Source organism: Pseudomonas sp. MSSRFD41 (assembly GCF_014230245.1).
Lineage (GTDB): Bacteria > Pseudomonadota > Gammaproteobacteria > Pseudomonadales > Pseudomonadaceae > Aquipseudomonas > Aquipseudomonas piscis.
The window spans coordinates 1-25592 of the sequence record NZ_JACKZK010000028.1; the positions used below are offsets into that span (position 1 = coordinate 1).

Sequence of the window (25592 nt, forward strand, 5' to 3'; positions counted from 1 at the left end):
AACATCACGAACATCACGAACATCACGAACATCACGAACATCGACGGCAGCACGCTGCCCATGGTGACAACAACCTGCACTCGGCCTATGTCCACGTCCTGGCCGACGCCCTGACTTCGGTACTGGCCATCGTCGCCTTGCTGGCCGGGCGCTACCTGGGGTGGGTCTGGCTCGACCCGGCGATGGGCATCGTCGGCGCCCTGGTGATCGCGCGCTGGTCCTACACCTTGATCAAGTCCAGCGCCGCGGTACTGCTCGATGCCAGCGACGAGCAGGTGGCCGAGCAGATCCGCCGTTCGGTGGAAGCGCCGGGAGACGCCAATATCGTCGACCTGCATGTGTGGCAGGTGGGCCCCGGGGCGCGGGCGGCGATCGTCAGCGTGGTGGCCCGCGCGTCCCTGGATGCCGAGGCCTTGCGTGGGCGGCTGGCGCCGGTGCCCGGGCTGGCGCACCTGACCCTGGAGCTGCGCAGCGTCTGACGTCTCAGGCCGCCGGGCGCAGCAACTCCAGCACCGAATAGACCAGCCCCACCAGGGCCACGCCCAGCAGCACCAGGCTCGACAGGCCGGTGACCAGGCGCTTGTACTTCAGCGAGAAGCCATGGCGTGCGACGAGGATGTAGGCCCCCAGCACGGCGAAGTCGATCAGCGCCCAGACCAGGGTCAGCAGCAGGGCGCTGTGTTGCAGGGAGCGCCCGACCTGGATGAACTGGGGAAAGAACGAGACGAAGAAGATGATGTCCTTGGGGTTGCCGATCCCCACCAGGAAGCCGGTGGCCAGCCCCTGGCCACGGCGCCGTGGGCCAGTGGCCTCAGGTTCGGTGCCGGGCGCGGCGGCGGCTTCCCGCAGGCCCTGGAGCGCCAGCCAGCCGATGAAGCAGCAGCCCAGCAGGCTGACCCAACTGATCAGGCGCGGGTCCAGGGACAGGCCGGTGGTCAGCATCAGCACCGCCACCAGGGCCAGCAGCAGCGAGGCGGCGTTGGTGCCCACCGCGGTCAGCAGCGCCTGGCGCGGGCCGGCGTTCATGCTGGTATTGATGATCAGCGCCACCACCGGTCCCGGGGTCGCCACCAGCATCAGCACGCTCAGCATGTACACCAGCAACAACGACAGATTCAGCTCCACGGACCAGGCTCCCGGCAATTGACAGGCGCGCAGCTTGGGGGCTTTTGCCGGCGTTGAAAAACGCAAAAAGCTGTGACCTACTATGATTTTTTATCATGATGAGTGCCCGCCGATGGTCGAGTCCCTGCCGCCGCTCTATGCCTTGCGCGCGTTCGAAGTGGCCGCTCGTTCCAGCTCCTTCACCCGCGCGGCAGAAGAACTGTCCCTGACCCAGAGCGCCATCAGCCGGCATATCCGTACCCTGGAAAGCCAGTTCGGCTGCCGCCTGTTCGAGCGTCATGGGCCACGGCTGGTGCTGACCGACGTCGGCCAGCGTTTGGCCCGCGAGCTCAAGAGCGGCTTTCGGATCATCGAGGACGCCTGCCTGCCCCTGCGCGCCAACAGCGGCCAGCTGCGCCTGAAAGCGCCTTCGACCCTGACCATGCGCTGGCTGCTGCGGGTGCTGGAGCAATTCAAGGGCGACTGCCCGGAACTGCCGGTGCAGCTGGCCAGCGTGTGGATGGATGTCGATCATGCGGACCTGCACGCCGAGCCCTACGACTGCGCGATCCTGCTGGGCAATGGCCACTTCGGGGCCGGGGTCGAGGCTTGCAAGCTGTTCGACGAGTGGCTGATCCCCATCGGCCCGCCGCAACCTGCGGAGGCGCCGGCCTGGACCCTGGAGCGCCTGGCGCAGGCCGAGCTGATCCACCCCTCGGCGGATCGCCGCGACTGGCGCCGCTGGCTGCAGGCCCAGCCGGAGCGGGGCATGGCACAGGCGCTGCGGCTGGACCGGGGTACGGTCTTCGACACCCTGGACCAGGCAATTTCCGCCGCCATGGCCGGGCACGGGCTGTCGGTGGGCGACCTGCACCTGGTGGCCGAGGACATTCGGCGTGGTCGGGTTGGGGTGCCGTTCCCCCGGGCGGTGGCCTCGGGAGACGGTTACTACCTGGTGTGGCTGCGCGGCAGCCTCCAGCAGGAGAGGATCGCGCGCTTGCGCCAGTACCTGCTGGAGCGGGTGGTGCCGATCGACGACCTGGCCCTGGACTATCTGGTGCCCGGTGCGCCGCGAGCCTAGGTCGCCGCTACGGGCCTAGCCGAGGATGATGTAGTCATTGTGCTGCGTGATGCCCCGGTGCGGGCCTGGCACCAGGTGCACGTAGCGTCCTTGCAACAGGTCGATCGGCAGGCAGTCGTCGACATCCAGCAGGGCATCGGTATGGGCCTTGTGCCAATGGGCGAGCATCTGCTGCTTGCCCCTGGCCTTGGCTTGCTGCTTGTCCGAGGCCACCACCAGCAGGTAGCGATGGGCCTCGCCGAAGGTGGCGCTCTCGTAGCCGCCCAGGTTGATGAAGAACAGCCGGGGCGCGCCGGCCGCGGGGGCCAGGGGGCTGAGCTCGAGCTTGTAGCCTTCGACGCCATCGACCTGCATCCATGAGTCGATGTGCAGGCCGGCGGGGCTGCCGAACCAGCCCTCGCGCAGTTGCGGGTAGGCCGCTTCCAGGGTGTCGGCCACCACGAACTGGACGTCGTGGACCTCGATCTTCGCCTGGGGGTGCTTGCCCCCCAGCATCACTACAAACAGCATGGGCGTTCCTTGTTCCGGGATCGGTGCCGGGCACCGCGTGGGCCGCAGGTTTTACCGCAAGCCCGGAGCGCTGCCAAGGGGGCCTGGCTCAGTGGGGCGGCAATGCATCGTCGAACCACGGGATACGGCCATTGAGCGACGGCAGGTAGTGCCAGCGTAGCCGCAGCTCGGCCAGAGCCGGCGTGCCCAGCAGGGCCTGGAGCAGGCTGGTGACTATGTTCAGCGCCAGGCCCCGGCCGGGGCACTGGTGGCGGCCGGCGCCGAAACTCAGGTCCTGGTCCGCGGGCAGGGCCGGGTCGTGGTTGGCCGCGGCCAGCAGTACCAGCAGCGTGTCGCCGGGTTGTAGCGCTACTCCGGCCAGGGTGCAGGGCTCGGCGACGAAACGCCGGGTGTTGTGCACCGGTGGGTCGAGCTTCTGTTGTTGGCGCAACCAGGTGCCGAGCTGCGCCGGGTCGTGGCGCAGGCGCTGGACCAGCGCCGGTTGGTCGAGCAAGGCCAGCAGGGCATTGCCGAACAGCCCGGCACAGGCGTCATGGGCCTGGACCAGCAAACCCACCAGGTTGGCCCGCAGGTCTGCCGGCCCCAGGCTCCTTTGCTGTTGCCGGATCGCTTGCAGCAGCGGTCCGGGAGCATCGGCCTGCATCAGGGCCTGCATCTGCTGGTCCAGGTAATGCGCTGCCTGATGGGCGGCCTGGCGCTGGGAAGCATCGCCCAGGGGCGACAACCCGGCCGCCAGCTCGCCCGTGCGCCGGGCGATCTCGGGTTGCTGGGCTGTCGCCACGCCGAGCGAGCCGGCGACCATCGCCACTGGCAACTGGAATTGCCAGCGGCGCACTCCGGCGGCGTCGCTCGGCATATCCAGCGGTGGCCGCCGGTGTTCCAGGGCAAGCATCAGGTCGATGCCGGCCATGGCCCGCAAGCCCGGCTCGATGGTGGCGCGGGGGCAGCTGTGGCGGGGACCGTCGTTCATTCGCATCAGGCGGGCGAACAGCGCTGCGGCGGGGCCGTTCGCCAGCGCCGCCGGCACCGGCTCGTGAAGGGGCCGCACCCGGCAGGCCGGATGTTCGAGGGCCGCCGTCACGGCCTCGGCGCTGCTGGCGATCCATAGCCCGAGCGCGGCGTCGTAGGCCAGGCCGGACCCGGCCCGGAGCGGGGCATAGCAATGCCGGTAGGGATCGGGATGGGTGATAGTGCTGATCAAGTCCATGATTTATCTCTGTGTGAGCCAAGCGTGTCGGTTGCTACTATCCTCAGCCTTCCGAAGGCATGATTCGTCAGGGAGCGAAATATGAATGCTGAGCAGAACGACCGCGGCGTGTCCCGGGTGGCGGCCGCCATCGCCGAACCGGCCCGCACCCGCATGCTGTGTGCCTTGATGGACGGCCATGCGCGCACCAGCACCGAGCTGGCGGCCATCGCCGAGGTCAGTACCTCCACGGCCAGCGTGCATTTGGCCAAGCTCAAGGACGCGGGCCTGCTGCGGGTTCAGGTCCAGGGCCGGCACCGCTACTACGGCCTTGGCGATCCGCTGGTGGCCCGGGCCCTGGAGGCGCTGATGGTGATCGGCCAGGGCCGCGAGCAGCGCTTCAGCCCGCGCACCCCGGATCGTCTGCAGTTCGCCCGGACCTGCTACGACCACCTGGCGGGCACCTTGGGCGTGCAGTTGCACGACCGCTTGTTCGAGGCCGGTTGGCTGCTGGAGGATGGGGATGGCTACCGGGTCAGCGACAGTGGCAGTGAATTCTTCCGTGGACTGGACATCGATGTCGCTGCGTTGGCCGGCCTGCGTCGGCGTTTTGCCTGCGGTTGCCTGGACTGGAGCGTGCGTCGTCCGCACCTGGGCGGCGCTTTGGGCGCGGCCCTGCTGCAAGCCCTGGTGCAGCGCAAATGGCTGGTCCGCGACCTGGACAGCCGCGCCCTGGCCCTGACCGGCCCCGGTGGGCGAGCCATCAGCAAGCGTTTCGGCCTGGCCCTGATCCAGCCGGCCCGGCCGCTCTCGGCCTCGGCCAGCCTGGAACTGCAAGGCCTTGGCGGCAACGACACATGACGACCTGTACCCGTAACCAGGAGAAGCGCCCCATGCTCATCGTGTTCGGCGGTTTGCCTGGCACTGGCAAGACCACCATCGCCCGCACCCTGGCCCCATGCCTGGGAGCCACCTACCTGCGCATCGACAGTATCGAACAGGGCCTGCGTGATGCCGGCCTGGCGCAGGTCGGCAGCGCGGGCTATCGGATTGCCTTGCAACTGGCCGAGGCCAACCTGGCCCTGGGCAACCGGGTGCTGGCCGACTGCGTCAACCCGGTGGCCGAGAGCCGCGCGGCCTGGCAAGCCCTGGCGTGCCAGCTGGAGGTCGGCCTGCTGGAAATCGAAGTGGTGTGTTCCGACCGCGACCAGCACCGGCGCCGGGTCGAGGGCCGCTGCTCGGATGTCCCGGGTCTTGCGCCCCCGAGCTGGCAATCGGTACTGGCCCACGACTACCAGGCGTGGGACCGACCGCGACTGGTGCTGGACACTGCGCGGCTGGCGCCGGAGCAAGCGGTACAGCGGATCCTCGCGCAGTTGCCTGGCGCGTTCCTGCCGCCGGCTCGCTGAAGCACAGCGGGTGGGCTCAGCCCCGGCCCATGCACTGTCGGCGGTATTCGTCCGGGGTGGTGCCCATCATCCGCCGGAACATGCTGATGAAGGCCGAGGCGCTGCTGTAGCCCAGGTCCAGGCCGATGGTCTCCACGGTCTGGCCGCGTTCCAGCAAGGCCAGGGCCTGGACCACCTTCAGCCGCTGGCGCCATTCGAGCAGCGACATGCCCAGCTCCTTCTGGCTGCGGCGCACCAGGGTGCGCTCGCTGGTATTGGCGGCATGGGCCAGTTCCGCCAGCGAACGTGGATCGCCAGGGTTGGCCTTGAGCCTGTGCAGCACCGGCCCCAGCAGCGGATCATCGGAGGAGGGCAGGTAGCTGCCGGCGCAGGACGCCTGGCCGAGCTTGTCCACCAGCACTTGCAGCAGGCGCTGTTGCTCCGGGCTTTGCGGCAGGCCGGGCGGGTCTTGGCGCAGGTCGTCCAGCAGCGCCAGCACCAGCGGGCTGAGGCTCAGGGCACAGTGTCGCGCGGGCAGGGCGCCGCACAACTCCGGGCTCAGGTACAACGAGCAGTGGCAGGCCTCCTGATGGTTGAACCCCACATGCTCGACATTCGGTGGCAACCAGATGCCGTACTGCGGCGGCGCCAGGTAATGGTGGTCGTCCAGCTCGATCTCCATCACCCCGCTGTAGGCATAGACGAACTCGCCCCAGGCATGGCTGTGCCGGGGGTAGGTGGCGTGGGCGGGCAGGTTGGCCGTGCGAAAGAACACCGGCGCCGGCAACTCCTGGCTGAACGGTGGCAGGTGCAGGTGTTGCGCGGCTTTGGGCATGGCAGGCACCGGTGGGCGGAAAAGCAAAAGGGGTAGGTGCGAATCCTACACGACCCACTGGAGTCATCGCTGGAGGCGGTAACAGGAAAGGGGGCTGCCAGGGTCATTCCGTCAGTCTTGCTGTCGTGATGGAGCGACCAGATCTGGTAGCTGATACCCCGGGCGCAGCACGAAACAGACCTTCCTGCTCAATTCAGCGACTTTCACCTGCCAGGCTGGTGAACGCGGACTTTGATTTGGATGATTCAGCTTTCTGGCTGGCTAGCCTGCGATGAGTGCTTTAAACGAGAAAGTGTAAGTTTCTTGATCATCTGGCCCCTTTAGTTGTCTGGCTCACAATAACAGTCAAAAATATGAAGCAGTAGGAAATGATTAATTAGGATGTAATTTTCGTTCTGAGTCGTTAGTGGCCTGGAAACCTCTGTTTGGAATAAATAAAACTGTTCTAGCTTCGACGTGCTATCGATCCAGTGCTGGCATGTAATCTTACCCCTGCTACGCTCAGTAGTGGCAATGTGCATATGCAGTAACGCGTGACCGGATATTAGGCTGCCGCAGTTATGGGGCGTCTATCTGGGGAAATCCTATAGTCGAATTTTCTCTGTTTGAATTCGGTTGCTGTTGTGTTCGTTATACTGTCGTTATGGACTTTTAGTGATTTGCTAAATAGGGGTGGGATATGAAAAATAATTTAGCGGTTGCATTTTTATTTTTTGCAATGGCCCTACAAGGTTGCGGTTCTTCAGTTCTAATAAAGCAGGAGGCAGCAAATTCTGTAGTGGCGGGAAAAACTGCTACTGAAGAAGTAAAGAAGTACTACGATACGGTTTTCGATAGGCAGACTGAGTTTGCTGCTTCGCTTTTGGCAAGGCATCCAGAATGCAAGTATGGAGACTATATTGTTATTCGTAGATATTATGGTGAGAAAAAATCACTCTGTTTGTCTGAGCTGGAGGTTCATCAATGGCAGTCAGATAAGTCTATTGGTTTTAGAGTTTATATGGCTCCTTTGGAACGCTCCTCGCTTCAGTTATCTATGGATATTCTGGATGCTTTTTCTGTGTACTTGGAGGCACTTTCTAAATATACCTCTTCTCCCGATACCCCAATAGCAGGTGCACTGGAGGAAGCAATTGTTGAGCTCAAGGCAGTCGATGAGAAAGTCAAGTTGCTGCCCAAGGGGGCAGATTCAATATTGAGCCAAAGCACGGCGGTGACGGATCTTATAGCGTATTTTGAAAAGTTGAAAAACAATAGTCGTGACGCGCGTGAAATCAGGAAAATTGTAGAGACTGATGGCGCCAAACAGGAAGCGAATCTTTTGGCGATAGCAGCAGAGGTAGATAGAGTCAATATGTATTATGTATCTTCCATGAGTTCGACTTTAACCAGTGTGCTGGGTGATTATTATAACAGAAATGTAAACTCCAAGGAGTTTGGTAGCGTAGAGAAGAGGCAGAGTTTCTTATCGGCTTTGTTTAGGCAGAAACAGTTGGATAGTCGGCTCCAGATGTCGTCATCACCGGGTGCAATTGCAATTAGAAAATTTGTGGCAGCTCATGTGAAATTACGAAATGCTATTTCGGGAAACTATTCTGAAGAACAAAGAGCATTTCTTGTTGATGAGAACACCAAGGAGCTTAAGGATGGTCTTGAACGGTTGGCGAGTCTGGTGCAGTTTGCAATGTCGCTTGCGCTTTAATCGATAGTGGAGATCATTGAGATGGCTACGGCTGTTGAGAAAAATAGTTTTATAAATTCAATTTATCAGCTTGTCCAGGGCTGTAATGCAAAATCTAATGATGGAGGTTTGACGTTAGATCAAAGAGCAACTTTTTTAACGGCAGTTCTTATGTTTAACTCTCGCTTGGGAAGCGCTGTTAATAGGGACTTCACCCCAATACCGTCCGGCCTGGTTAACACTGCCGTGAGCGAGATGGGTCAAGCAGTTGATGCCGCGGAGGCCGCAGTTGATGATAACTCTGTGCATGTTGCTGCAAAAGAACTCTGGGATGCGGCAACTGCAATAAACAATGCACTGGGTGTGAATTCTTAAGTTTTTCAGTGCGCCTGAAATTTCTTTTAGAGCCGTCGGCGCTGCAGGCGGCTCATTTTTCTAGATGGTAGCCGCGACTATCGTTTTAGTTAGTGTCTCCTGCTGACTCTCAAGCTTGATGAGTTCAGACTGACCTGACGCTGGCTAAAGCCTTCTGATTCTTTGTGAGTGTGTCGCTACCAATCAGGGTGATGTGGGCTCTAACTCCGCTTATGCGCTAACGCTCTGCTTCCAATACTGGATCGCCAGTAATCGAGGATGATTGCTCTTCTTTCCAATCAACATATTAGAGTCCGTTCTGATTAGCTATTTCTAAATTAATCGCGTAGTACATCGTGCCAGCTCTCTCGTCCTCCCTCTTCACATGAGGCGCTTGATCAGCCATGCAGCCATCGTGGTTGTGCTCGTCAGACACGTAATGGGCGATACCTTCGACCTTGAGGAGTACCGAGGTCTTCGGGTCGCAGAAATGGAGATGGCCAGGGGTGTTCAGCCCCACGGATGGCGTGTTGAGATCGAACTGCATCTTCTGCTTGAAGCGGCAGCCAGGTAGGCAAGTCTGCATGTCGACAGTCATCTCCTTGAAGCTGGGTTCGACTTTGGCTTTTGCCTTTCCGAGCAGTATGTCGCGTGCTACTAGACACAGGGGCTCGTCGAGTGGAGTGGGTTTGCCTTTAAAGCCCATTCCTGGAAATTTCCGGTGCCGTTGTCTTTAACTCGCTATGGATTGGCGTAAGCGAGCTATATCTAGCAATTCTGTCAGGCGGACAATAGCGCGTCCCGATTATTGATCCAAGGAACCGCCATGGCTGCACGCCAACCCCTCGATGCCACGGCTTGCAGCCTGATGGTCGGCCTCTGTGCCGTCTGGGGCCTGCAACAGGTGGCGCTCAAGGCCACCGCCCAGGACATCGCACCCATCATGCAGATCGCCCTGCGCTCCGCTGGCGCTGCATTACTGGTGGGCCTGCTGATGCGCTGGCGCGGTGAGCGCCTGGGGCTGCGCGAAGGCCACTGGCGCCCCGGGCTGCTGGTGGGCGCGCTGTTTGCTTTGGAGTTCCTGCTGGTGGGCGAGGGCCTGCGCCATACCAGCGCTTCGCACATGGCGATCTTCCTGTATACCGCGCCGATCTTCGCCGCCCTGGGCCTGCATTGGCGGCTGCCCGCCGAGCGTCTCAAACCAATGCAATGGCTGGGGATCGGCGTGGCTTTCGCCGGTATCGTCGTGGCTTTCAGCGGGCCTTCGTCCCAGGGCGCCGGGGGCAATGCATTGCTGGGGGATTTCCTCGGCCTGCTGGGCGGTGCCGCCTGGGGCGCGACCACGGTGGTGGTGCGCTGTTCGCGGCTGGCCTCGAGCCCCACCACCCGGACCTTGCAGTACCAGTTGCTGGGGGCCTGCGCCTGGCTGGGGCTGGCGGCCTGGCTGTCCGGGCAAACCTCCATCCGCTTCACCCCGTTGGTCATCACCAGCCTGGGCTTCCAGGTGCTGGTGGTGTCTTTTGCCAGCTTCCTGATCTGGTTCGGCCTGTTGCGCCGCTACCTGGCTTCGCGCCTGGGGGTGTTGTCGTTCATGACGCCACTGTTCGGCATCGGCTTCGGCGTGTGGCTGTTGCACGAGCCCCTGGAGCCGAGCTTCATCTTCGGCGCAGCGCTGGTGCTGGCGGGCATCGTGCTGGTCAGCGGTTATGAATGGCTGCGCCAGCGCCTGGGCCATGGCCCGCGGCGGGCCCTGGGTTCCTGAGGCAGTGCCTCAGGGCTTGGGCTCCGCGAGCTTGTCCTGGATCTTCTGCTGGAGCTGGATGGCGGCGGTGCAGGCCGGGTCCTTGGTACCGTGCTTGTTGCAGGACCTGCCCAGCACCTTGAGGGCCTTGGCGTTGTCCGGCGGGGTGCCGATGCCCTGGCTCAGGTTGAACCCGTACATGGTGCAGGCCCAGGGGTCGTCCAGCTCACAGACCTTGGCATAGGTCTTGGTCACGCACTGGCGCACGGATTCGTCGTCGGGGGTGGCCACGTACATCCCGGCCGCCCGGTTGGTGCAGCCAGATGCCACGCCCAGGCTGCAGGCCCGCTGGAACAGCGGCTCATAACCCATGGCCGGGCCCTTGGCCTTTTGCACATTGATGCCCAGCCAGTAGCAGTCATTGCCATCGCCGCGCTTGCAGCTTTGCAGGCAGTCTTCCATCTGCTCGGGCTCGCTGCAGCGGTCGGGCTCTGTCGGCGTCTCCCTTCGTGGCACCAGCGTCGCCGGGCATTGCCGGGCCAGGCTCTGCCATTGCGGTTGCGCCAGGACCCGGGCCGACACGGCTTCGACCGGGGTTGCAGGGGCTGGTGCGGCCAGGACCTGCGAGGCCGGCAGCAGGGTCATGGCAAGCAGCCAGGGGAAATAGAAGGGGCGCATGGGCAAACCTTTAGCGGCATGGATAAGCGCGCGTATCTTAAGGACTTTTACCCACCAGGCCAGGGTTTTATCCCAAGCGGCCAGGGATATTTCTGTGACGCTGGTCAGACGCCCCCTTGAAGTGCCGGGTGCGAACTCTGTACTGTATATAAAAACAGTATATGGGTCCGGCCATGCAACTGATCGACAAGCTGGGCATCCTCGCCGATGCCGCCAAGTACGACGCTTCCTGCGCCAGCAGTGGCGCCCCCAAGCGCAGCTCCCAGGGCAAGGAAGGGCTGGGCTCGACCAACGGCATGGGCATCTGCCATAGCTACACGCCGGACGGGCGCTGCGTCTCGTTGCTGAAGATCCTCCTGACCAACTTCTGCCTCTACGACTGCCAGTATTGCGTCAACCGCCGTTCCAGCGATGTGCCTCGGGCCCGTTTCACCCCCGAGGAAGTGGTGCGCCTGACCCTGGACTTCTACCGGCGCAACTGCGTCAGCGGGCTGTTCCTTAGTTCCGGGATCATCCGCTCGGCGGACTACACCATGGAACAACTGGTGCAGGTGGCCAGGCTCTTGCGCGAGGAGCACGAGTTCCGTGGCTACATCCACCTCAAGACCATCCCCGATGCCGACCCCGCGTTGATCGAGCAGGCCGGGCGCTACGCCGACCGCCTGAGCGTGAATGTCGAGTTGCCCACCGACCGGGGCCTCAAGACCCTGGCCCCGGAGAAGCAGCTGGGTTCGATCAAGCAGGCCATGCGCACCATCCACACCGGCGAGCAGACGGTGCTCAACGAGCCCCGGGCACCGCGTTTCGCCCCGGCCGGGCAGAGCACGCAGATGATCGTCGGCGCCGACGACACCGACGACAGCACCCTCTTGCACAGCGCCGAGGCCCTGTACGGCAACTTCCGCTTGCGCCGGGTCTATTACTCGGCCTTCAGTCCAATTCCCAACAGCCCGAAGAGCGTGCCCCTGGCCGCGCCGCCGCTGATGCGCGAGCACCGCCTGTACCAGGCCGACTTCCTGTTGCGCGGTTACGGCTTCAGCGCCAATGAGCTGTTCAAGGGGCCGGGGCACCTGGCCCTGGACATCGACCCCAAGCTGGCCTGGGCCCTGGAGAACCGCAGCCTGTTTCCCCTGGACCTGAACCGCGCCGAGCCAGCGTTGATCGCGCGTATCCCGGGGATCGGCCTGCGTACCACCCAGCGCCTGGTGGAGCTGCGGCGGGAGCGGCGCATCCGCTTCGAGGACCTGGCGCGCATGCGCTGCGTGCTGGGCAAGGCCAAGCCGTTCCTGATCACCAGCGACTATCACCCGCGCCAGGCCGAGACCAGCAGCGCGCAGCTCTACCAGCAACTGCGCGATCGCCCGCAGCCGCAGCAGATGGGGCTGTGGGGATGATCGACCTGGACTGCCACGAGTCGTTCGACACCTGGCGCGAGCAGGCCCGGCGCTTGCTCAGCCATGGCATCGACCCCAGCCAGGTCAGTTGGTCCGGCGCCCGCGAGGCCGACCTGTTCGGCCGGCCGCAGGACTATCCGCAGCAGCCCGGGCCGTTCCAGGCGCGCATTCCCCTGGCGCTGCTGGGCCTGTTGCAGCGGGCGGCGAGCTATCGTGGCGAGCAGCGTTGGAGCCTGTTGTACGAGGTGCTGTGGCGGGTCAGCCATGGTGACCGCACCGCCATGCTCAGCGGCGACCCGTTGGGCAGCGAGTTGCAACGGCGCATTCGCCAGGTGGATCGCGAGGCTCATCACTTGCACGCCTTCGTGCGCTTTATCGCGGTGCCGCCCGGACGTTCGGCCCTGGCCGAGCAGCCGCAGTTCGTGGCCTGGCACGAGCCGGCCCACGACATCCTGGCCAGCGCCAGCGAACACTTCATCGGGCGCATGGGGCGCCAGCGCTGGCTGATCGCCACGCCCCGCGACGGGGTGTATTTCGATGGCGAACGCCTGTTGTACCAGCGCCAGTGTCCGCTGGGCTGGCAACAGCTGGCCCAGGGCATGGAGGACCCCGGCGGCGAGCTGTTGTTGACCTACTACAGCCATATCTTCAATCCGGCGCGGCTCAACCCCAAGGTCATGCAGGGGCACTTGCCGGCGCGGTTCTGGAAGCACTTGCCGGAGGGGCCGCTGATTCCCGCGTTGATCGCCCAGGCCCGCCACGGCAAGCAACGCGATGGCCAGGCCAGCCAGGTGGCGGTGCGGCCGGGCAAGCGCATCGGCAGCAACTGAGCCAGGCGCCGGGCAATGAAAAGCCCGCCGCTGGCAAGCAGGGGCGGGCTCGGGTGAAGCGGGGCGGGTCAGACCTTGACGATCCAGCCGGCCGGAGCCTCGACTTCGCCGGTCTGCACGCCAGTCAGCTCCTTGTAGAGCTTCTGGGTGATCGGACCGACTTCTTTTTCGCTGTAGAACACGTGCAGCTTGTTCTGGTACTCGATGCCGCCGATCGGGGTGATCACCGCGGCGGTACCGCAGGCGCCGGCTTCCTTGAAGTCGGCGAGCTTGTCGATGAACACGTCGCCTTCGACCACTTCCAGGCCCAGGCGGCTCTTGGCCAGTTCGATCAGCGACAGGCGGGTGATGCCCGGCAGTACCGATGGCGAGTTCGGGGTGACGAACTTGTCGTCATGGGTGATCCCGAAGAAGTTGGCCGAGCCGACTTCCTCGATCTTGCTGTGGGTCAGCGGGTCCAGGTAGATGCAGTCGGCGAAGCTGGCCTTCTTGGCCTGGGAGCCGGGCATCAGGCTGGCGGCGTAGTTGCCACCGACCTTGGCCGCGCCGGTGCCTTGTGGCGCCGCACGGTCATAGCTGGAGATCAGGAAGTTGTGCGGGGTCAGGCCGCCCTTGAAGTAGGCACCGACCGGAATGGCGAAGATCGAGAAGATGAACTCGGGTGCGGTCCGCACGCCGATGTTGTCGCCCACGCCGATCACGAACGGACGCAGGTACAGCGCGCCGCCGGTGCCGTAGGGCGGGATGAAGCGTTCGTTGGCCTTGACCACGGCCTTGCACGCTTCGATGAATTGTTCGGTCGGTACCTGTGGCATCAGCAGGCGAGCGCAGCTGCGCTGCATGCGGGCGGCGTTCTGGTCCGGGCGGAACAGGTTGATCGAACCGTCCTTGCAGCGGTAGGCCTTGAGGCCCTCGAAGCACTGCTGGCCATAGTGCAGGGCGGTGGAGCCCTCGCTGATGTGCAGCACGTTGTCTTCGGTCAGGGTGCCTGCGTCCCACTCGCCGTTGCGCCAGTACGACAGATAGCGCTTGTCTGTCTTGATGTAGTCAAAACCCAGCTTGTCCCAATTGATGCTTTCGTTACCCATGACACCCTCTATTTCTTAACTACCGTCGGAACGGCTCAAGGCTTCTGACGTTTTTATTGGATGGGCACAACAATACTGCATTCCGAGGGCAGGCCGCACCCCGGACGATGGGAGGGGGAGCAAAAAAACTTAGCCTGCTCATGAACCCTCCCGTCACCTCGGGGATAGCGATCTGCGTAGGAGCTTTTCTGTAGGAGCGAAGCTTGCTCGCGAAGCGTCGGTGCAGACGGCTCGACATCTCTGGCGTGCCTGCCGGCTTTATCGCGGGCAAGCCTCGCTCCTACGGTCCGGCTTTACATATGCAACGCGTGGCCCAGGGCTCGCAATGCGGCTTCCTGGACCGCCTCGCCCAGGGTCGGGTGGGCGTGGATGGTGCCGCCGATGTCTTCCAGGCGCGCGCCCATCTCCAGGGATTGGCCGAACGCCGTGGCCAATTCGGAAACCCCGACGCCCACTGCCTGCCAACCCAGCACCAGGTGGTTGTCACGCCGTGCCACCACGCGCACGAAGCCACCCTTGGATTCCAGGGTCATGGCCCGGCCGTTGGCGGCGAACGGGAAGCTGGCGACGATGCAGTCCAGGCCGGCGGCCTTGGCTTCGTCCGGGGTCTTGCCGACCACCACCACTTCCGGGTCGGTGAAGCACACCGCCGGGATCGCCGCCGGGGTGAACTCCCGGCGCTTGCCGGCGATCAGCTCGGCCACCATCTCGCCCTGGGCCATGGCCCGGTGGGCCAGCATCGGCTCGCCGCTCAGGTCGCCGATGGCCCAGACGTTGCGCATGCTGGTCTGGCAGCGTGCGTCGATCTTGATCGCCGAGCCGTTCATGTCCAGGTTCAACGCCTCCAGGTTCCAGCCCTGGGTGTTGGGCTTGCGGCCCACCGCCACCAGTACCTGGTCGGTTGCCAGGTCCAGGGTGTCGCCGTTGGGGTCGCGTACCTGCAGGCTGCTGGTGCCGGCATCGAAGCCCAGTACGCTGTGCTTGAGGTAGAGCTTGATCCCCAGTTGCTTGACCGACTCCAGCACCGGCTGGGTCAGCTCGGCGTCATAGGCCGGCAGGATGCGCTCCTGGGCCTCGACCACGCTGACGTCGACCCCCAGCTTGCGGTAGGCGATGCCCAGTTCCAGGCCGATGTAGCCACCGCCGACCACGGCCAGGCGCTTGGGCAGGACCTTGGGCGCCAGGGCCTCGGTGGAGGAGATGATCGGCCCGCCGAGGGGCAGCATCGGCAGGTTGACGCTCTTGGAGCCGGTGGCCAGCAGCAGGTGCTCGCACTGGATGCGGGTGTCGGCGCCGTCGATTTCCACGGTCTTGCCGTCGATCACCCGGGCCCAGCCATGGATCACCTGGACCTTGTTCTTTTTCAGCAGGGCCGCGACCCCGGTGGTCAGGCGGTCGACGATGCCGTCCTTCCATTCCACGCTCTTGCCGATGTTCAGGGTCGGCGCCGCCACTTCGATGCCCAGGGCCGAGCCCTGGCTGTGGTGGCGGGTCTGGTGGAACTGTTCGGCTACGTGGATCAGGGCCTTGGACGGGATGCAGCCGATGTTCAGGCAGGTGCCGCCCAGGGCCTGGCCTTCCACCAGGATGGTGGAGATCCCCAGCTGGCCGGCGCGGATCGCTGCGACATAGCCGCCAGGGCCGCCACCGATGATCAGCAGTTGGGTGTTGAGAGTCTGTTGCATGTCTTACTCCACAAACAGCGTGGCGGGTTGTTCGAGCAGGCCGCGGATGGCCTGGATGAATTGCGCGGCGTCCATGCCGTCGACCACCCGGTGATCGAAGGAGCTGGAGAGGTTCATCATCTTGCGGATCACGATCTGGCCCTTGATCACCATGGGCCGCTCGACGATCTTGTTGACCCCGACGATGGCCACTTCCGGCAGGTTCAGCACCGGCGTGCTGACGATACCGCCCAGGGCGCCGAGGCTGGTGAGGGTGATGGTCGAGCCGGACAGTTCTTCACGCGCGGCCTTGCCGGCGCGGGCGGCCTTGGCCAGGCGCACGATCTCCTCGGCGTTGCCCCACAGGCTGCGGGCTTCGGCGTGGCGCACCACCGGGACCATCAGGCCAACGTCGCTCTGGGTGGCGACCCCGACGTGCACCGCGCCGTGGCGGGTGACGACCTGGGCTTCATCGTCGTAGCGCGCGTTGATCTGCGGGAAGTCGCGCAGGGCCACGACCATCGCCCGTACCAGGAACGGCAGCAGGGTCAGCTTGCCGCGGGTGGCGCCATGCTTCTCGTTGAGGTGGATGCGCAGTTCTTCCAGGGCGGTGACGTCCACTTCCTCGACATAGCTGAAGTGCGCGGCGCGGTGCTTGGATTCCTGCATGCGCTGGGCGATCTTGCGACGCATGCCGATCACCTGGATCTGCTCTTCGTCGTGGCGCTCGGCATAACCGGCAGATGGCGCCGAATGGCTGCGCGGTGCCTGGCTGCCCTGGGCCAGGTAGGCGTCCAGGTCTTCATGCAGGACGCGCCCGGCAGGGCCGCTGCCTTGTACCAGGCGCAGCTGGATGCCCAGGTCCAGGGCATGCTTGCGCACCGCCGGCGAGGCCAGCGGGCGCTCGTTGGCTTCCCGGGCGACCGGAGCCTGGGCCGGACGGTTGGCGGCGGCCTGGCAGGCAGGTGCCGGCTTGTCCACTTGAGGGGCGGCGGCCACCGGCGCGGCGGCCGGTGTTTCCGCGGCGGCTGGCGCCTTGCTCGGCGTCGGCAGCTGGTCGGAGTCCTTGAGGTTGCCCGCGCCCTCGACCTCGATGCTGATCAGGATGCTGCCCACCGCCATCACTTCACCCGGCTCGCCGCCCAGGGCCAGCACTTTGCCGTGGACCGGGGAGGGGATGTCGACCATGGCCTTGTCGGTCATCACGTCTGCCAGTACCTGGTCTTCGACCACCAGGTCGCCGACTTTCACGTGCCACTGCGACAGTTCTACTTCTGCGATGCCTTCGCCGATGTCCGGCATCTTGATAACGTGCGTGCCCATTCAGACCTCCATGACCCGTTGCAGCGCCGCGCCCACTCGGGACGGCCCTGGGAAATATGCCCACTCTTGCGCATGGGGATACGGCGTATCCCAACCGGTGACGCGCTCGATCGGGGCCTCCAGGTGATGGAAGCAATGCTCTTGCACCAACGACACCAGCTCGGCGCCGAAACCGCAGGTCCGGGTGGCCTCGTGCACCACCACGCAGCGGCCGGTCTTCTTCACCGACTTGACGATGGTGTCCAGGTCCAGCGGCCACAGGCTGCGCAGGTCGATGACCTCGGCGTCGATACCGGTTTCCTCGGCCGCCACTTGCGAGACATAGACCGTGGTGCCGTAGGTCAGCACGGTGACGTCCTTGCCCGGACGGGCGATGGCGGCCACGTCCAGCGGGACCTTGTAGTAGCCGTCCGGCACCTGGGCCGAAGGGTGCTTCGACCAGGGGGTTACCGGGCGGTCGTGGTGGCCGTCGAACGGGCCGTTGTACAGGCGCTTGGGCTCCAGGAAGATCACCGGGTCATCGTTCTCGATGGAGGCGATCAGCAGGCCCTTGGCGTCGTAGGGGTTGGACGGCATTACGGTACGCAGGCCGCAGACCTGGGTGAACACCGCCTCGATGCTCTGGCTGTGGGTCTGGCCGCCATAGATGCCGCCGCCGCACGGCATGCGCATGGTCAGCGGCGCGGTGAACTGGCCGGCCGAGCGATAACGCAGGCGCGCGGCTTCGGAAATGATCTGGTCGGTGGCCGGGTAGACGTAGTCGGCGAACTGGATTTCCGCCACCGGCCGCAGGCCGTAGGCCCCCATGCCGACGGCGGTGCCGATGATGCCGCTTTCCGAAATCGGGGCATCGAACACCCGCGAGGTGCCGTACTTGGCTTGCAGGCCTTCGGTGCAGCGGAATACGCCGCCGAAATACCCCACGTCCTGACCGAACACCACGACGTTGTCGTCACGCTCGAGCATCACATCCATGGCCGAGCGCAGGGCCTGGATCATGGTCATGGTGGTGGTGGTCATGGCGGTGTCCAGCTGGATATTGTTGTTGTGATCGTTCATCTCAAACCCCCAGTTGCTGGCGTTGGCGTTTCAGGTGCTCGGGCATGTCCTTGTAGACATCCTCGAACATGGTCGCGGCGCTGGGGATCTGGCCGCCGGCGAGGGTGCCGAACTGCTCGGCTTCCTTCTGCGCGGCGATGACCTGGGCTTCGAGTTCGGCGCTGAGCGCGGCGTGTTCCTCTTCGGACCAGTGGCCGAGCTTGATCAGGTGCTGCTTGAGGCGAGCGATCGGGTCGCCCAGGGGGAAGTGGCTCCAGTCGTCGGCCGGCCGGTACTTGGACGGGTCGTCGGAGGTGGAGTGCGGTCCGGCACGGTAGGTGACCCACTCGATCAGGGTCGGGCCGAGGTTGCGGCGGGCGCGTTCGGCGGCCCAGCGCGAGGCGGCGTAGACGGCGATGAAGTCGTTGCCGTCGACCCGCAGCGAGGCGATGCCGCAACCCACGCCGCGTCCGGCGAAGGTGGTGGCTTCACCACCGGCGATGGCCTGGAAGGTGGAGATCGCCCACTGGTTGTTGACCACGTTGAGGATCACCGGCGCCCGGTAGACGTGGGCGAAGGTCAGGGCGGTGTGGAAGTCCGACTCGGCGGTGGCGCCGTCGCCGATCCAGGCCGAGGCGATCTTGGTATCGCCCTTGATCGCCGAGGCCATGCCCCAGCCTACGCCCTGCACGAACTGGGTCGCCAGGTTGCCGGAGATGGTGAAGAACCCGGATTCTTTCACCGAGTACATGATCGGCAGCTGGCGCCCCTTGAGCGGGTCGCGCTCGTTGGACAGCAGCTGGCAGATCATGTCCACCAGCGGCACTTCGCGGGCCATCAGGATGCTTTGCTGGCGATAGGTGGGGAAGCACATGTCGTCGACATTCAGGGCCAGCGCCTGGGCGCTGCCGATGGCTTCCTCGCCGAGGCTCTGCATGTAGAACGACATCTTCTTCTGGCGCTGGGCGACCACCATGCGGTTGTCGAAGATGCGGGTCTTGAGCATGGCCCGCATGCCCTGGCGGAGGATCTCCACGGGCACGTCCTGGGCCCATTCGCCCAGAGCGTTGCCCTGGTCATCGAGTACTCGGATCAGGCCACGAGCGAGGTCGGCGGTATCGGCGGGTTCTACATCGATCGGGGGTTTGCGCACCAGGCCGGCGTCGTTCAGGCGCAGGTAGGTGAAATCGGTCTTGCAGCCGGGACGGCCCGAGGGTTCGGGAACGTGCAGGCGTAGCGGTGCATACGCTGGGGTCATGGCTTTCTACGCTCGATCTTGTGGATTTCTTGTATTTGGGCGCGCTAGCTGACAGTCCTTCCCTGGGTAAGGGAAATCTTGTCCTACAAACATCATAGGCCGGGATAAGGAGAATATTTATCTGTGTTTCGTTGCACGCAAAGTCATTTAGAGATAAAAAATCTTTATAAACATAAAAAAAAGGTTGTTTTATCTCATGCGTAAACTGGACCGTACCGATATCGGCATTCTCAACAGCCTGCAAGAGAACGCTCGCATCACCAACGCCGACCTGGCCCGTTCGGTGAACCTTTCGCCAACCCCCTGCTTCAATCGGGTCAGGGCCATGGAGGACCTGGGACTGATCCGCGAGCAGGTGACCCTGCTGGATGCCGAGCTCCTGGGCCTGCACGTCAACGTGTTCATCCATGTCAGCCTGGAGAAACAGGTGGAAGAGGCCCTGCAGCATTTCGAAGAGGCCATTTCCGATCGTCCGGAAGTGATGGAGTGCTACCTGATGGCCGGCGACCCGGACTACCTGATCCGCGTGCTGGTGCCCAGCATCCAGGCCCTGGAGCGCTTCATGATGGACTTCCTGACCAAGGTGCCGGGAGTGGCCAATATCCGCTCCAGCTTCGCCCTCAAGCAGGTACGCTACAAGACCGCGCTGCCGCTGCCGGCCAATGGCCTGACCCTGGGCAACTGAGGCTCAGGCCGGTACTTCGCGCCACAACCTGTCGAGTTCCTTGAAGTCCCAGTTATCCGGGGCTTCGCGGCCGACGATGCGTTCCTGGCCCTGGACCCGGGCCAGGTCCACCACGCTCTGCTCCAGCGGCAGGTTGGAGCGAGTGGAGAAGAACACCTTGACCTTGGGGGTCAGCAACGCATCCGGGTGTTGCTCCAGCACCACCGCCAGGCGCCCGCTCTCCAGCCGCACCAGGGAGCCCACCGGGTAGATCCCGACACTCTTGACGAAGGCCTGGAACACCCGCTGGTCGAAGTGGCCGGTCCAGGTGGACATGCGCTGGATCGCCTCGGCCGGGTCCCAGCCGCGGTTGTAGGGGCGGTTGGAGGTCACTGCGTCGTACACATCGCACACCGCGCCCATCCGCGCGAACAGGCTGATCTGCTCGCCCTTCAGGCGGTGCGGATAACCCGAGCCGTCGGCCTTTTCATGGTGGTGCAGGCACACATCCAGCACCAGGGCATCCACCGCACCGTTCTGGCGCAGGATGCTGCCGCCAGCCTCGGGGTGCAGCTTGACCTGTTCGAACTCGCTGTCCGACAGCTTTTGCGGTTTGTTGAGGATGGCATCGGGGATGGTCAGCTTGCCCACGTCGTGCAGCAGCCCGGCCACCCCGGCCAGTCGCACGAAGTGCTCCGACAGGCCCAGTTGGCGGGCGGTGGCCAGCATCAGCGCGCACACCGCCACCGAGTGCATGTAGGTGTAGTCGTCGGCGCGCTTGAGTCGGGCCAGGCTGATCAGCGCGTGGGGATGGCGCAACAGCGAATCGGTGATCATGCCCACCAGCTCGTTGACCTGTTGCACCTGGATCACCTGGCCCATGCGTACTTCCTGGAACATGTCCATCACCGCCTGGCGTGAATGGGCACAGACCTTGATGGCCCGTTGCAGCTCCTCGCCCATGCTGGCCCGCGGCGCAGTCGTTGGGGCGGCGGCAGGCGAGGGCGGTTCGGGGGCGGGTGGCGGGGCCGCTTGCGGCTCGCCAGGTTCGGGCAGGTCGCGGCCCTTGGCCGAGTCGATCCACAAGCCGCTCAGGTTCGAGCGTTGCAGGCGCCGCAGGTCTTCGCGGCTGTTGAGAACGAAACCGGCTTTCCAGAACGAGTGGTCCAGCCAGGAACCACAGAACTGGTGGATGTACATGCCCATTTGCAGTTGTTGCAGCGAGATCAACTTCAGCATCACCAGTACTCCCCACGGGGCGCTCGACTCTCGCCGCTGCAACGGCTGGACGGCAGCCGTTGCAGCGGGGAACTGCGGATCACACGAGCGTTTTTACCCACGCGTTTCGCTACGACCCCACGACACGCGTCACAGGGCGAAGCGTGCCACCAGCTTGTTCAGACCCACCGCCAGGGACGACAGTTCGCTGCTGGCCAGCGAGGTCTGGCTGGCGGCGGACGAGCTCTGCAACGCCAGGTCGCGGATGCTCATCAGGTTCTGGTCCACCGAGCGGGCCACCTGGGCCTGTTCTTCCGAGGCGGTGGCGATCATCAGGTTGCGCTCGTTGATGTCGCTGATGGCTTCGGTGATATGGCCGATGGCACTGCCGGCCTCGTGGGCGATGGCCAGGGTCTGGTTGGCGTCCTCGCTGCTCTGCTGCATGGACAGCATGGCCTTGCTCGAGCCGTTCTGGATGCCCTGGATCATCTGCTCGATTTCCTGGGTCGACAACTGGGTACGATGGGCCAGGGCCCGCACCTCGTCGGCCACCACCGCGAAACCGCGCCCGGCATCCCCGGCCCGCGCCGCTTCGATGGCCGCATTCAGGGCCAGCAGGTTGGTCTGCTCGGCGATGGCACGGATCACGTCCAGGACCTTGGTGATGTCCTGGGCCTGCTGGGCCAGCCCGGCCATCTCTACCCGGGTGTTCTCCACGGTGCCGGTGAGCTTCTCGATGGCATGGATGGTCTGCTCGACTCGTTCCTTGCCCAGGCCCGCCGAACGCTCCGACGCTTGGGTGGACTGCGAGGCGGACACCGCGTTGCGCGCCACTTCCTCCACCGCCGCGGTCATCTGGTTGACCGCCGTGGCGGCCTGGTCGGTCTCCATGCTCTGTTGCTGGATGCCGGCGTTGGACTCACGGGTGATGGCGCTCATTTCCTCGGCGGCCGAGGCCAGTTGGGTCGAGGAATCGCTGATATGGCGGATGGTCGACTTGAGACTGTCGAGCATGGCCTGGGTCGCCGCTTGCAGGTCGGTCAACTCGTCGCGCCCGCTGACGTCCACCTGGGTACGCAGGTCGCCCTCGGCGATCTTGCGGGTGCTGGCCAGCAACGACAGTACCGGATGGGTGATGCTGCGGGTGAACAAGGTGGCGATCAGGACGGTCAGGACGATGGCCAGGATGATGATTACCCAGGTCACGGTCAGGCCGCCGCTGAATTGCTCGCCAGCGACGACCGCGGATTGCTCGGCCCCGCTCTCGTTGATGCGAAGCAGCTCCTCGATGGACGCTTGCAGGGTGTTGGCCAGAGGCACCGTGACCTGGTTGATGTAGTCGGCGGTCTGCTGGGCGGTATTGGTCTTGGTGGAGTCGATCATCACCGCCAGCTTGTCGAGGTAGTCCCGGGCGCCACGCTTGACCTGCTCGTAGGCGGCCTTTTCCTCGGGGCCGGATACCAGCGGCTCATAGCCTTTGATGGCCTCGACCAGGGTGGTCTTCAAGGTGTTCAGCTTGTCCAGCGACGCGGGCTTCTGGCTGTCTCCTTCAGTGGCGTAGTGCAGGGCCTCCAGGCGCACGCGCAAGGTGCCGGATTCGATTTTCGCGGCTTGGCGGACGCTGGGCAGCCAGTTGGCCTGCAAATCCAGCGCGGCGTCATGAATCTGTCCCATCTTCCACAGTGCCAGCCCCCCCAGGCCGATCAGGAGTACACAAATGGCGCCGAAGCTCAGCAGCGCCCTGGAAGTCAGCTTCAAGTTTCTTATCACCATGGAGGCACCTTGCAGGTTGGAGTGATACAGCCAGGTTTGTGTCGACTCCTTGTCGCCCTTGATATCACTCTGACTCCTAAATGATGAAAAATCTGTAGAAATGTTAAAAAATATTTCTGTAAACGCTTCTCCGTTTCACCCAGCGCACTAACCCTCGCAAACCGAACGACACGTTCCGGCAGGCTCGCCGCGCATGCGGGTTCTGCGGCTCGCGCCGCTCCGTGCGCAGCCTGCGCCAGCGGCTGCACGAGGCGCGATACGCGGCCCTGGCTTGACTCCCATCAACGCGCCTTTTGCGCTTTTGCACCATGCTTGGCGCCTGTCCAATGGAGAAGGAAAAGGCCCATGACTACGCCTGTGACAACGGCGCCCGCGGCCAAGGCCGTATTACCGATTGGATTGCTGGTCGCCGTGCTGGCCATGATCGGCGTGTTGTTCCTGCCGCTGCCCGCCGATCTGCCCGTGGCGGGGCACCGGATGCTGGCGATCCTGGCATTCGCCGTGGTGGTGTGGATCAGCGAAGCGGTGTCCTACGAGGCCAGCGCGATCATGATCACCGCCCTGATGGCGATCCTCATCGGCACCGCGCCAACCTTGCACGACCCCGGCCAGCTGTATGGCAGCTCGGCGGCCATCGGCCTGGCCCTGACCGGGTTTTCCAATTCGGCCCTGGCCCTGGTGGCCGGCGCCTTGTTCATCGCTGCCGCCATGACCCACACCGGCCTGGACCGGCGCATCGCCCTGGTGACCCTGGCCCGGGTCGGCACCAGTACCCGGCGCATTCTCCTGGGCGCCATCGCCGTGACTATCCTCCTCAGCCTGCTGGTGCCCAGCGCCACCGCCCGCAGTGCCTGCGTGGTGCCGATCATGATGGGGGTGATCGCCGCGTTCGGCGTCGACAAGCGCTCGAACATCGCCGCCGGGCTGATGATCGTGGTGGCCCAGGGCACCAGCATCTGGAACGTCGGGATCCAGACCGCCGCCGCGCAGAACCTGTTGACCGTGGGGTTCATGGACAAGATGCTCGGCCAGCGCGTGGCCTGGCTCGACTGGCTGATCGCCGGTGCGCCCTGGGCGCTGATCATGTCCCTGGTGCTGCTGTGGCTGGTGCTCAAGATGCTGCCCCCGGAGAGCGACAGCATTCCCGGCGGCAAGGAAGCGGTGGCCAGGTCCCTGGCGGATATCGGCCCCATGACCGGGCCGCAGAAACGCCTGCTGGCGGTGTCGCTGCTGTTGCTGCTGGCCTGGTCCACCGAAGGCAAGCTGCACCCGTTCGACACCACGACCACCACCTATGCCGGGCTGGTGATCCTGCTGCTGCCACGGATCGGCATCATGACCTGGAAGGATGTGCAGTCGCGCATTCCCTGGGGCACGGTGATCGTCTTCGGGGTCGGCATCAGCCTCGGTTCGGCGCTGCTCAGTACCCAGGCCGGGCAATGGCTGGGCACCCAGGTGGTGGCCCACACCGGACTGGACCAGGTAGGCCCGCTGGCGGTCTTCGCCATCCTCGGCGCCTTCCTGATCCTGATTCACCTGGGGTTCGCCAGCGCCACGGCGCTGACCTCGGCGTTGCTGCCGATCCTCATCGCGGTGCTGCAGACCCTGCCGGGCGAGTTCAGCCGGCTGGGCATGACCATGCTCCTGGGGTTCGTGGTCAGCTACGGCTTCATCCTGCCGATCAACGCCCCGCAGAACATGGTGTGCCTGGGCACCGAGACCTTCACCGCGCGCCAGTTCGCCAAGGTCGGGCTGGTGGTGACGCTGGTCGGCTACCTGCTGATGCTGGTGTTCGCCATGACCTGGTGGCAATGGCTGGGCTGGCTGTAGGCCCGGAGCGGGGCAGGGCTGGCGCTACAGCCAGCCGCTGAACACCCGGGTCACGCTACCGGCCAGGCGCACCTTGCCCTGGCCGTCCCAGCTCACGCTCACCGGTCCGCCGTCGCACAGCACCGTCACCTCGCTGTCCAGCAGGCCCCGGCGGATGCCATTGACCACAGCGCCGCAGGAGCAGGAACCGGAGCCCAGGGGAATGCCGCCGTGGCGTTCCCATATTCGCAGGCGAATGGTCTGGCGGTCGATGACCTGGATGAAATGCACGTTGGTCTGGTGCACGAACAGCGGATGGGTCTCGATCGCCGGTCCGAGGACGGCGATGTCCAACTGCTGCAGGTCGTCGACGAAAAAACTGCAATGCGGGTTGCCCATGCTGCACGCCGCCGGCTCCCCCGGCAGCGGCAGGCGCAGGCTGTCCAGCTCCCGGGCCAGGGGAATGTCCTGCCAGGCGAGCCCGGGAACGCCCATCTCCACCGACACGCTGTCGTCGGCCAGGCGCCGGCACTCTTGCAGGCCGCGGGCGGTCTTCAGGCGCAGCGAACTGGCGCCGCTTTCGCGCAGCAACAGCTCGGCGGCACCCCGGGTGGCACTGCCGCAGGCATCGAGGCTGGAACCATCGGCATTGAAGAAGGTCAGTTGCGCCGCGCTCTGGCGACAATCGCCCAGCACCACCAGTTGATTGAAACCTATGCCGCGTCGCCGGTCGCCCAAGGCCCTGGCGCGTTCGGCGGTGATCGGCTGGCCGCGACCGCGGGCGTCGATCACCACGAAATCGTCGCCATTGGCATGCATCTTCACGAAATTAAGCGCCATTGAAACTCCACAGGGACCAGACAAGGTATGCCACCAGGCGAGGAGCGACCGGGCCGCGGCCCCAGTCGTCATCCGTTGCAGGATTTCGAAAAAACTGCGGCGACGCCAGCGTCTTGAAATAAAATTCACCCAACC

The 25592-nt window shown here is 64.2% G+C and carries 25 protein-coding genes; 11 read left to right on the top strand and 14 right to left on the bottom strand.

Features of this window, described 5'->3' with window-relative positions; genetic code table 11:
- Positions 1-479 (top strand): cation diffusion facilitator family transporter (locus H7A76_RS27815; protein ID WP_185701491.1); only part of this gene is annotated, 479 nt, incomplete at its 5' end.
- A gap of 4 nt (positions 480-483) precedes the next feature.
- Here H7A76_RS27815 and H7A76_RS27820 read toward each other — a convergent pair.
- Positions 484-1119, bottom strand: a complete 636-nt coding sequence (locus H7A76_RS27820) for a LysE family translocator (RefSeq protein WP_185701547.1) — start codon at positions 1117-1119, stop codon at positions 484-486.
- A gap of 118 nt (positions 1120-1237) precedes the next feature.
- Here H7A76_RS27820 and H7A76_RS27825 point away from each other — a divergent pair, with 118 nt between their 5' ends.
- Positions 1238-2185 carry a LysR substrate-binding domain-containing protein gene (locus tag H7A76_RS27825; RefSeq protein ID WP_185701492.1) on the top strand — a complete coding sequence of 316 codons (948 nt, stop codon included), beginning with the start codon at positions 1238-1240 and terminating at the stop codon, positions 2183-2185.
- 15 nt (positions 2186-2200) lie between these two features.
- Here the strand turns inward: H7A76_RS27825 and H7A76_RS27830 are convergent, their stop codons facing one another.
- Positions 2201-2695, bottom strand: coding sequence for a DUF1543 domain-containing protein (locus tag H7A76_RS27830; RefSeq protein WP_185701493.1), 495 nt, complete (start codon positions 2693-2695; stop codon positions 2201-2203).
- Between the two features lie 88 nt (positions 2696-2783).
- Positions 2784-3902 carry a cytochrome P450 gene (locus H7A76_RS27835; protein WP_185701494.1) on the bottom strand — a complete coding sequence of 373 codons (1119 nt, stop codon included), beginning with the start codon at positions 3900-3902 and terminating at the stop codon, positions 2784-2786.
- An 81-nt stretch (positions 3903-3983) separates the two neighbouring features.
- Between H7A76_RS27835 and H7A76_RS27840 the strand changes: the two genes are divergently transcribed.
- Together H7A76_RS27840 and H7A76_RS27845 are read left to right on the top strand one after the other, a co-directional pair.
- Positions 3984-4742, top strand: a complete 759-nt coding sequence (locus H7A76_RS27840; protein WP_185701495.1) for an ArsR/SmtB family transcription factor — start codon at positions 3984-3986, stop codon at positions 4740-4742.
- A gap of 32 nt (positions 4743-4774) precedes the next feature.
- Entirely contained in the window at positions 4775-5290 is a 516-nt protein-coding gene (locus H7A76_RS27845; protein ID WP_185701496.1) for an AAA family ATPase, read from the top strand.
- A 16-nt stretch (positions 5291-5306) separates the two neighbouring features.
- On the opposite strand, the gene H7A76_RS27850 is transcribed toward H7A76_RS27845, so the two are convergent.
- Positions 5307-6104 (bottom strand): helix-turn-helix domain-containing protein, encoded by a 798-nt coding sequence (locus H7A76_RS27850; RefSeq protein WP_185701497.1) that lies wholly within the window; start codon positions 6102-6104, stop codon positions 5307-5309.
- Between the two features lie 679 nt (positions 6105-6783).
- Between H7A76_RS27850 and H7A76_RS27855 the strand changes: the two genes are divergently transcribed.
- Together H7A76_RS27855 and H7A76_RS27860 are read left to right on the top strand one after the other, a co-directional pair.
- Positions 6784-7806, top strand: coding sequence for a hypothetical protein (locus tag H7A76_RS27855; RefSeq protein ID WP_185701498.1), 1023 nt, complete (start codon positions 6784-6786; stop codon positions 7804-7806).
- Positions 7807-7827: 21 nt separating this feature from the next.
- Positions 7828-8160, top strand: coding sequence for a hypothetical protein (locus tag H7A76_RS27860; protein ID WP_185701499.1), 333 nt, complete (start codon positions 7828-7830; stop codon positions 8158-8160).
- Between the two features lie 286 nt (positions 8161-8446).
- On the opposite strand, the gene H7A76_RS27865 is transcribed toward H7A76_RS27860, so the two are convergent.
- Positions 8447-8845 (bottom strand): hypothetical protein, encoded by a 399-nt coding sequence (locus H7A76_RS27865; protein ID WP_185701500.1) that lies wholly within the window; start codon positions 8843-8845, stop codon positions 8447-8449.
- Between the two features lie 120 nt (positions 8846-8965).
- Here H7A76_RS27865 and H7A76_RS27870 point away from each other — a divergent pair, with 120 nt between their 5' ends.
- Entirely contained in the window at positions 8966-9901 is a 936-nt protein-coding gene (locus H7A76_RS27870) for a DMT family transporter (RefSeq protein WP_185701501.1), read from the top strand.
- Between the two features lie 9 nt (positions 9902-9910).
- Here the strand turns inward: H7A76_RS27870 and H7A76_RS27875 are convergent, their stop codons facing one another.
- Positions 9911-10558: a sel1 repeat family protein gene (locus H7A76_RS27875; RefSeq protein ID WP_185701502.1), complete on the bottom strand. Its 648-nt coding sequence runs from the start codon at positions 10556-10558 to the stop codon at positions 9911-9913.
- Between the two features lie 173 nt (positions 10559-10731).
- Here H7A76_RS27875 and H7A76_RS27880 point away from each other — a divergent pair, with 173 nt between their 5' ends.
- Positions 10732-11952: a putative DNA modification/repair radical SAM protein gene (locus tag H7A76_RS27880; RefSeq protein WP_185701503.1), complete on the top strand. Its 1221-nt coding sequence runs from the start codon at positions 10732-10734 to the stop codon at positions 11950-11952.
- A complete protein-coding gene (locus H7A76_RS27885; RefSeq protein ID WP_185701504.1) occupies positions 11949-12782 on the top strand; it encodes a TIGR03915 family putative DNA repair protein in 834 nt (277 codons plus the stop codon). The genes H7A76_RS27880 and H7A76_RS27885 overlap by 4 nt, the downstream gene beginning before the upstream one ends.
- A gap of 68 nt (positions 12783-12850) precedes the next feature.
- On the opposite strand, the gene H7A76_RS27890 is transcribed toward H7A76_RS27885, so the two are convergent.
- The 5 genes from H7A76_RS27890 to H7A76_RS27910 all read right to left on the bottom strand — a co-directional run bounded on the left by H7A76_RS27890 (position 12851) and on the right by H7A76_RS27910 (position 19153).
- Entirely contained in the window at positions 12851-13870 is a 1020-nt protein-coding gene (locus H7A76_RS27890; protein ID WP_185701505.1) for a branched-chain amino acid aminotransferase, read from the bottom strand.
- A 293-nt stretch (positions 13871-14163) separates the two neighbouring features.
- On the bottom strand, positions 14164-15555 hold the full coding sequence (gene lpdA / locus H7A76_RS27895; protein WP_185701506.1) for a dihydrolipoyl dehydrogenase: 1392 nt from the start codon (positions 15553-15555) through the stop codon (positions 14164-14166).
- A 3-nt stretch (positions 15556-15558) separates the two neighbouring features.
- On the bottom strand, positions 15559-16857 hold the full coding sequence (locus H7A76_RS27900; RefSeq protein WP_185701507.1) for a dihydrolipoamide acetyltransferase family protein: 1299 nt from the start codon (positions 16855-16857) through the stop codon (positions 15559-15561).
- Complete coding sequence (locus H7A76_RS27905; RefSeq protein WP_068584462.1) at positions 16858-17916, bottom strand: alpha-ketoacid dehydrogenase subunit beta; 1059 nt, start codon at positions 17914-17916, stop codon at positions 16858-16860. It lies immediately after the preceding gene.
- A gap of 1 nt (position 17917) precedes the next feature.
- Entirely contained in the window at positions 17918-19153 is a 1236-nt protein-coding gene (locus H7A76_RS27910; protein WP_185701508.1) for a 3-methyl-2-oxobutanoate dehydrogenase (2-methylpropanoyl-transferring) subunit alpha, read from the bottom strand.
- 196 nt (positions 19154-19349) lie between these two features.
- Here H7A76_RS27910 and bkdR point away from each other — a divergent pair, with 196 nt between their 5' ends.
- Positions 19350-19838, top strand: a complete 489-nt coding sequence (gene bkdR / locus H7A76_RS27915; protein ID WP_185701509.1) for a Bkd operon transcriptional regulator BkdR — start codon at positions 19350-19352, stop codon at positions 19836-19838.
- A 3-nt stretch (positions 19839-19841) separates the two neighbouring features.
- Here the strand turns inward: bkdR and H7A76_RS27920 are convergent, their stop codons facing one another.
- Positions 19842-21056, bottom strand: a complete 1215-nt coding sequence (locus H7A76_RS27920; protein ID WP_185701510.1) for an HD-GYP domain-containing protein — start codon at positions 21054-21056, stop codon at positions 19842-19844.
- Positions 21057-21185: 129 nt separating this feature from the next.
- Positions 21186-22808, bottom strand: a complete 1623-nt coding sequence (locus H7A76_RS27925) for a methyl-accepting chemotaxis protein (protein WP_185701511.1) — start codon at positions 22806-22808, stop codon at positions 21186-21188.
- A gap of 345 nt (positions 22809-23153) precedes the next feature.
- Between H7A76_RS27925 and H7A76_RS27930 the strand changes: the two genes are divergently transcribed.
- The gene (locus tag H7A76_RS27930) at positions 23154-24638 is read left to right on the top strand and encodes a DASS family sodium-coupled anion symporter (protein WP_185701512.1); all 1485 of its coding nucleotides are present in this window, start codon (positions 23154-23156) and stop codon (positions 24636-24638) included.
- A gap of 24 nt (positions 24639-24662) precedes the next feature.
- Here H7A76_RS27930 and dapF read toward each other — a convergent pair whose 3' ends face one another.
- Positions 24663-25457: a diaminopimelate epimerase gene (dapF, locus tag H7A76_RS27935; protein WP_185701513.1), complete on the bottom strand. Its 795-nt coding sequence runs from the start codon at positions 25455-25457 to the stop codon at positions 24663-24665.
- Positions 25458-25592 lie beyond the last annotated feature (135 nt).

Coding starts and splice junctions, on each gene's coding strand:
- H7A76_RS27875 (WP_185701502.1), bottom strand. CDS start 10,558: ATGCGCCCCTTCTATTTCCCCTGGCTGCTTGCCATGACCCTGCTGCCG.
- H7A76_RS27860 (WP_185701499.1), top strand. CDS start 7,828: ATGGCTACGGCTGTTGAGAAAAATAGTTTTATAAATTCAATTTATCAG.
- H7A76_RS27905 (WP_068584462.1), bottom strand. CDS start 17,916: ATGAACGATCACAACAACAATATCCAGCTGGACACCGCCATGACCACC.
- lpdA (WP_185701506.1), bottom strand. CDS start 15,555: ATGCAACAGACTCTCAACACCCAACTGCTGATCATCGGTGGCGGCCCT.
- H7A76_RS27880 (WP_185701503.1), top strand. CDS start 10,732: ATGCAACTGATCGACAAGCTGGGCATCCTCGCCGATGCCGCCAAGTAC.
- bkdR (WP_185701509.1), top strand. CDS start 19,350: ATGCGTAAACTGGACCGTACCGATATCGGCATTCTCAACAGCCTGCAA.
- H7A76_RS27835 (WP_185701494.1), bottom strand. CDS start 3,902: ATGGACTTGATCAGCACTATCACCCATCCCGATCCCTACCGGCATTGC.
- H7A76_RS27890 (WP_185701505.1), bottom strand. CDS start 13,870: ATGGGTAACGAAAGCATCAATTGGGACAAGCTGGGTTTTGACTACATC.
- H7A76_RS27855 (WP_185701498.1), top strand. CDS start 6,784: ATGAAAAATAATTTAGCGGTTGCATTTTTATTTTTTGCAATGGCCCTA.
- H7A76_RS27825 (WP_185701492.1), top strand. CDS start 1,238: ATGGTCGAGTCCCTGCCGCCGCTCTATGCCTTGCGCGCGTTCGAAGTG.
- H7A76_RS27925 (WP_185701511.1), bottom strand. CDS start 22,808: ATGGTGATAAGAAACTTGAAGCTGACTTCCAGGGCGCTGCTGAGCTTC.
- H7A76_RS27865 (WP_185701500.1), bottom strand. CDS start 8,845: ATGGGCTTTAAAGGCAAACCCACTCCACTCGACGAGCCCCTGTGTCTA.
- dapF (WP_185701513.1), bottom strand. CDS start 25,457: ATGGCGCTTAATTTCGTGAAGATGCATGCCAATGGCGACGATTTCGTG.
- H7A76_RS27850 (WP_185701497.1), bottom strand. CDS start 6,104: ATGCCCAAAGCCGCGCAACACCTGCACCTGCCACCGTTCAGCCAGGAG.
- H7A76_RS27930 (WP_185701512.1), top strand. CDS start 23,154: ATGACTACGCCTGTGACAACGGCGCCCGCGGCCAAGGCCGTATTACCG.
- H7A76_RS27830 (WP_185701493.1), bottom strand. CDS start 2,695: ATGCTGTTTGTAGTGATGCTGGGGGGCAAGCACCCCCAGGCGAAGATC.
- H7A76_RS27840 (WP_185701495.1), top strand. CDS start 3,984: ATGAATGCTGAGCAGAACGACCGCGGCGTGTCCCGGGTGGCGGCCGCC.
- H7A76_RS27910 (WP_185701508.1), bottom strand. CDS start 19,153: ATGACCCCAGCGTATGCACCGCTACGCCTGCACGTTCCCGAACCCTCG.
- H7A76_RS27870 (WP_185701501.1), top strand. CDS start 8,966: ATGGCTGCACGCCAACCCCTCGATGCCACGGCTTGCAGCCTGATGGTC.
- H7A76_RS27900 (WP_185701507.1), bottom strand. CDS start 16,857: ATGGGCACGCACGTTATCAAGATGCCGGACATCGGCGAAGGCATCGCA.
- H7A76_RS27885 (WP_185701504.1), top strand. CDS start 11,949: ATGATCGACCTGGACTGCCACGAGTCGTTCGACACCTGGCGCGAGCAG.
- H7A76_RS27920 (WP_185701510.1), bottom strand. CDS start 21,056: ATGCTGAAGTTGATCTCGCTGCAACAACTGCAAATGGGCATGTACATC.
- H7A76_RS27845 (WP_185701496.1), top strand. CDS start 4,775: ATGCTCATCGTGTTCGGCGGTTTGCCTGGCACTGGCAAGACCACCATC.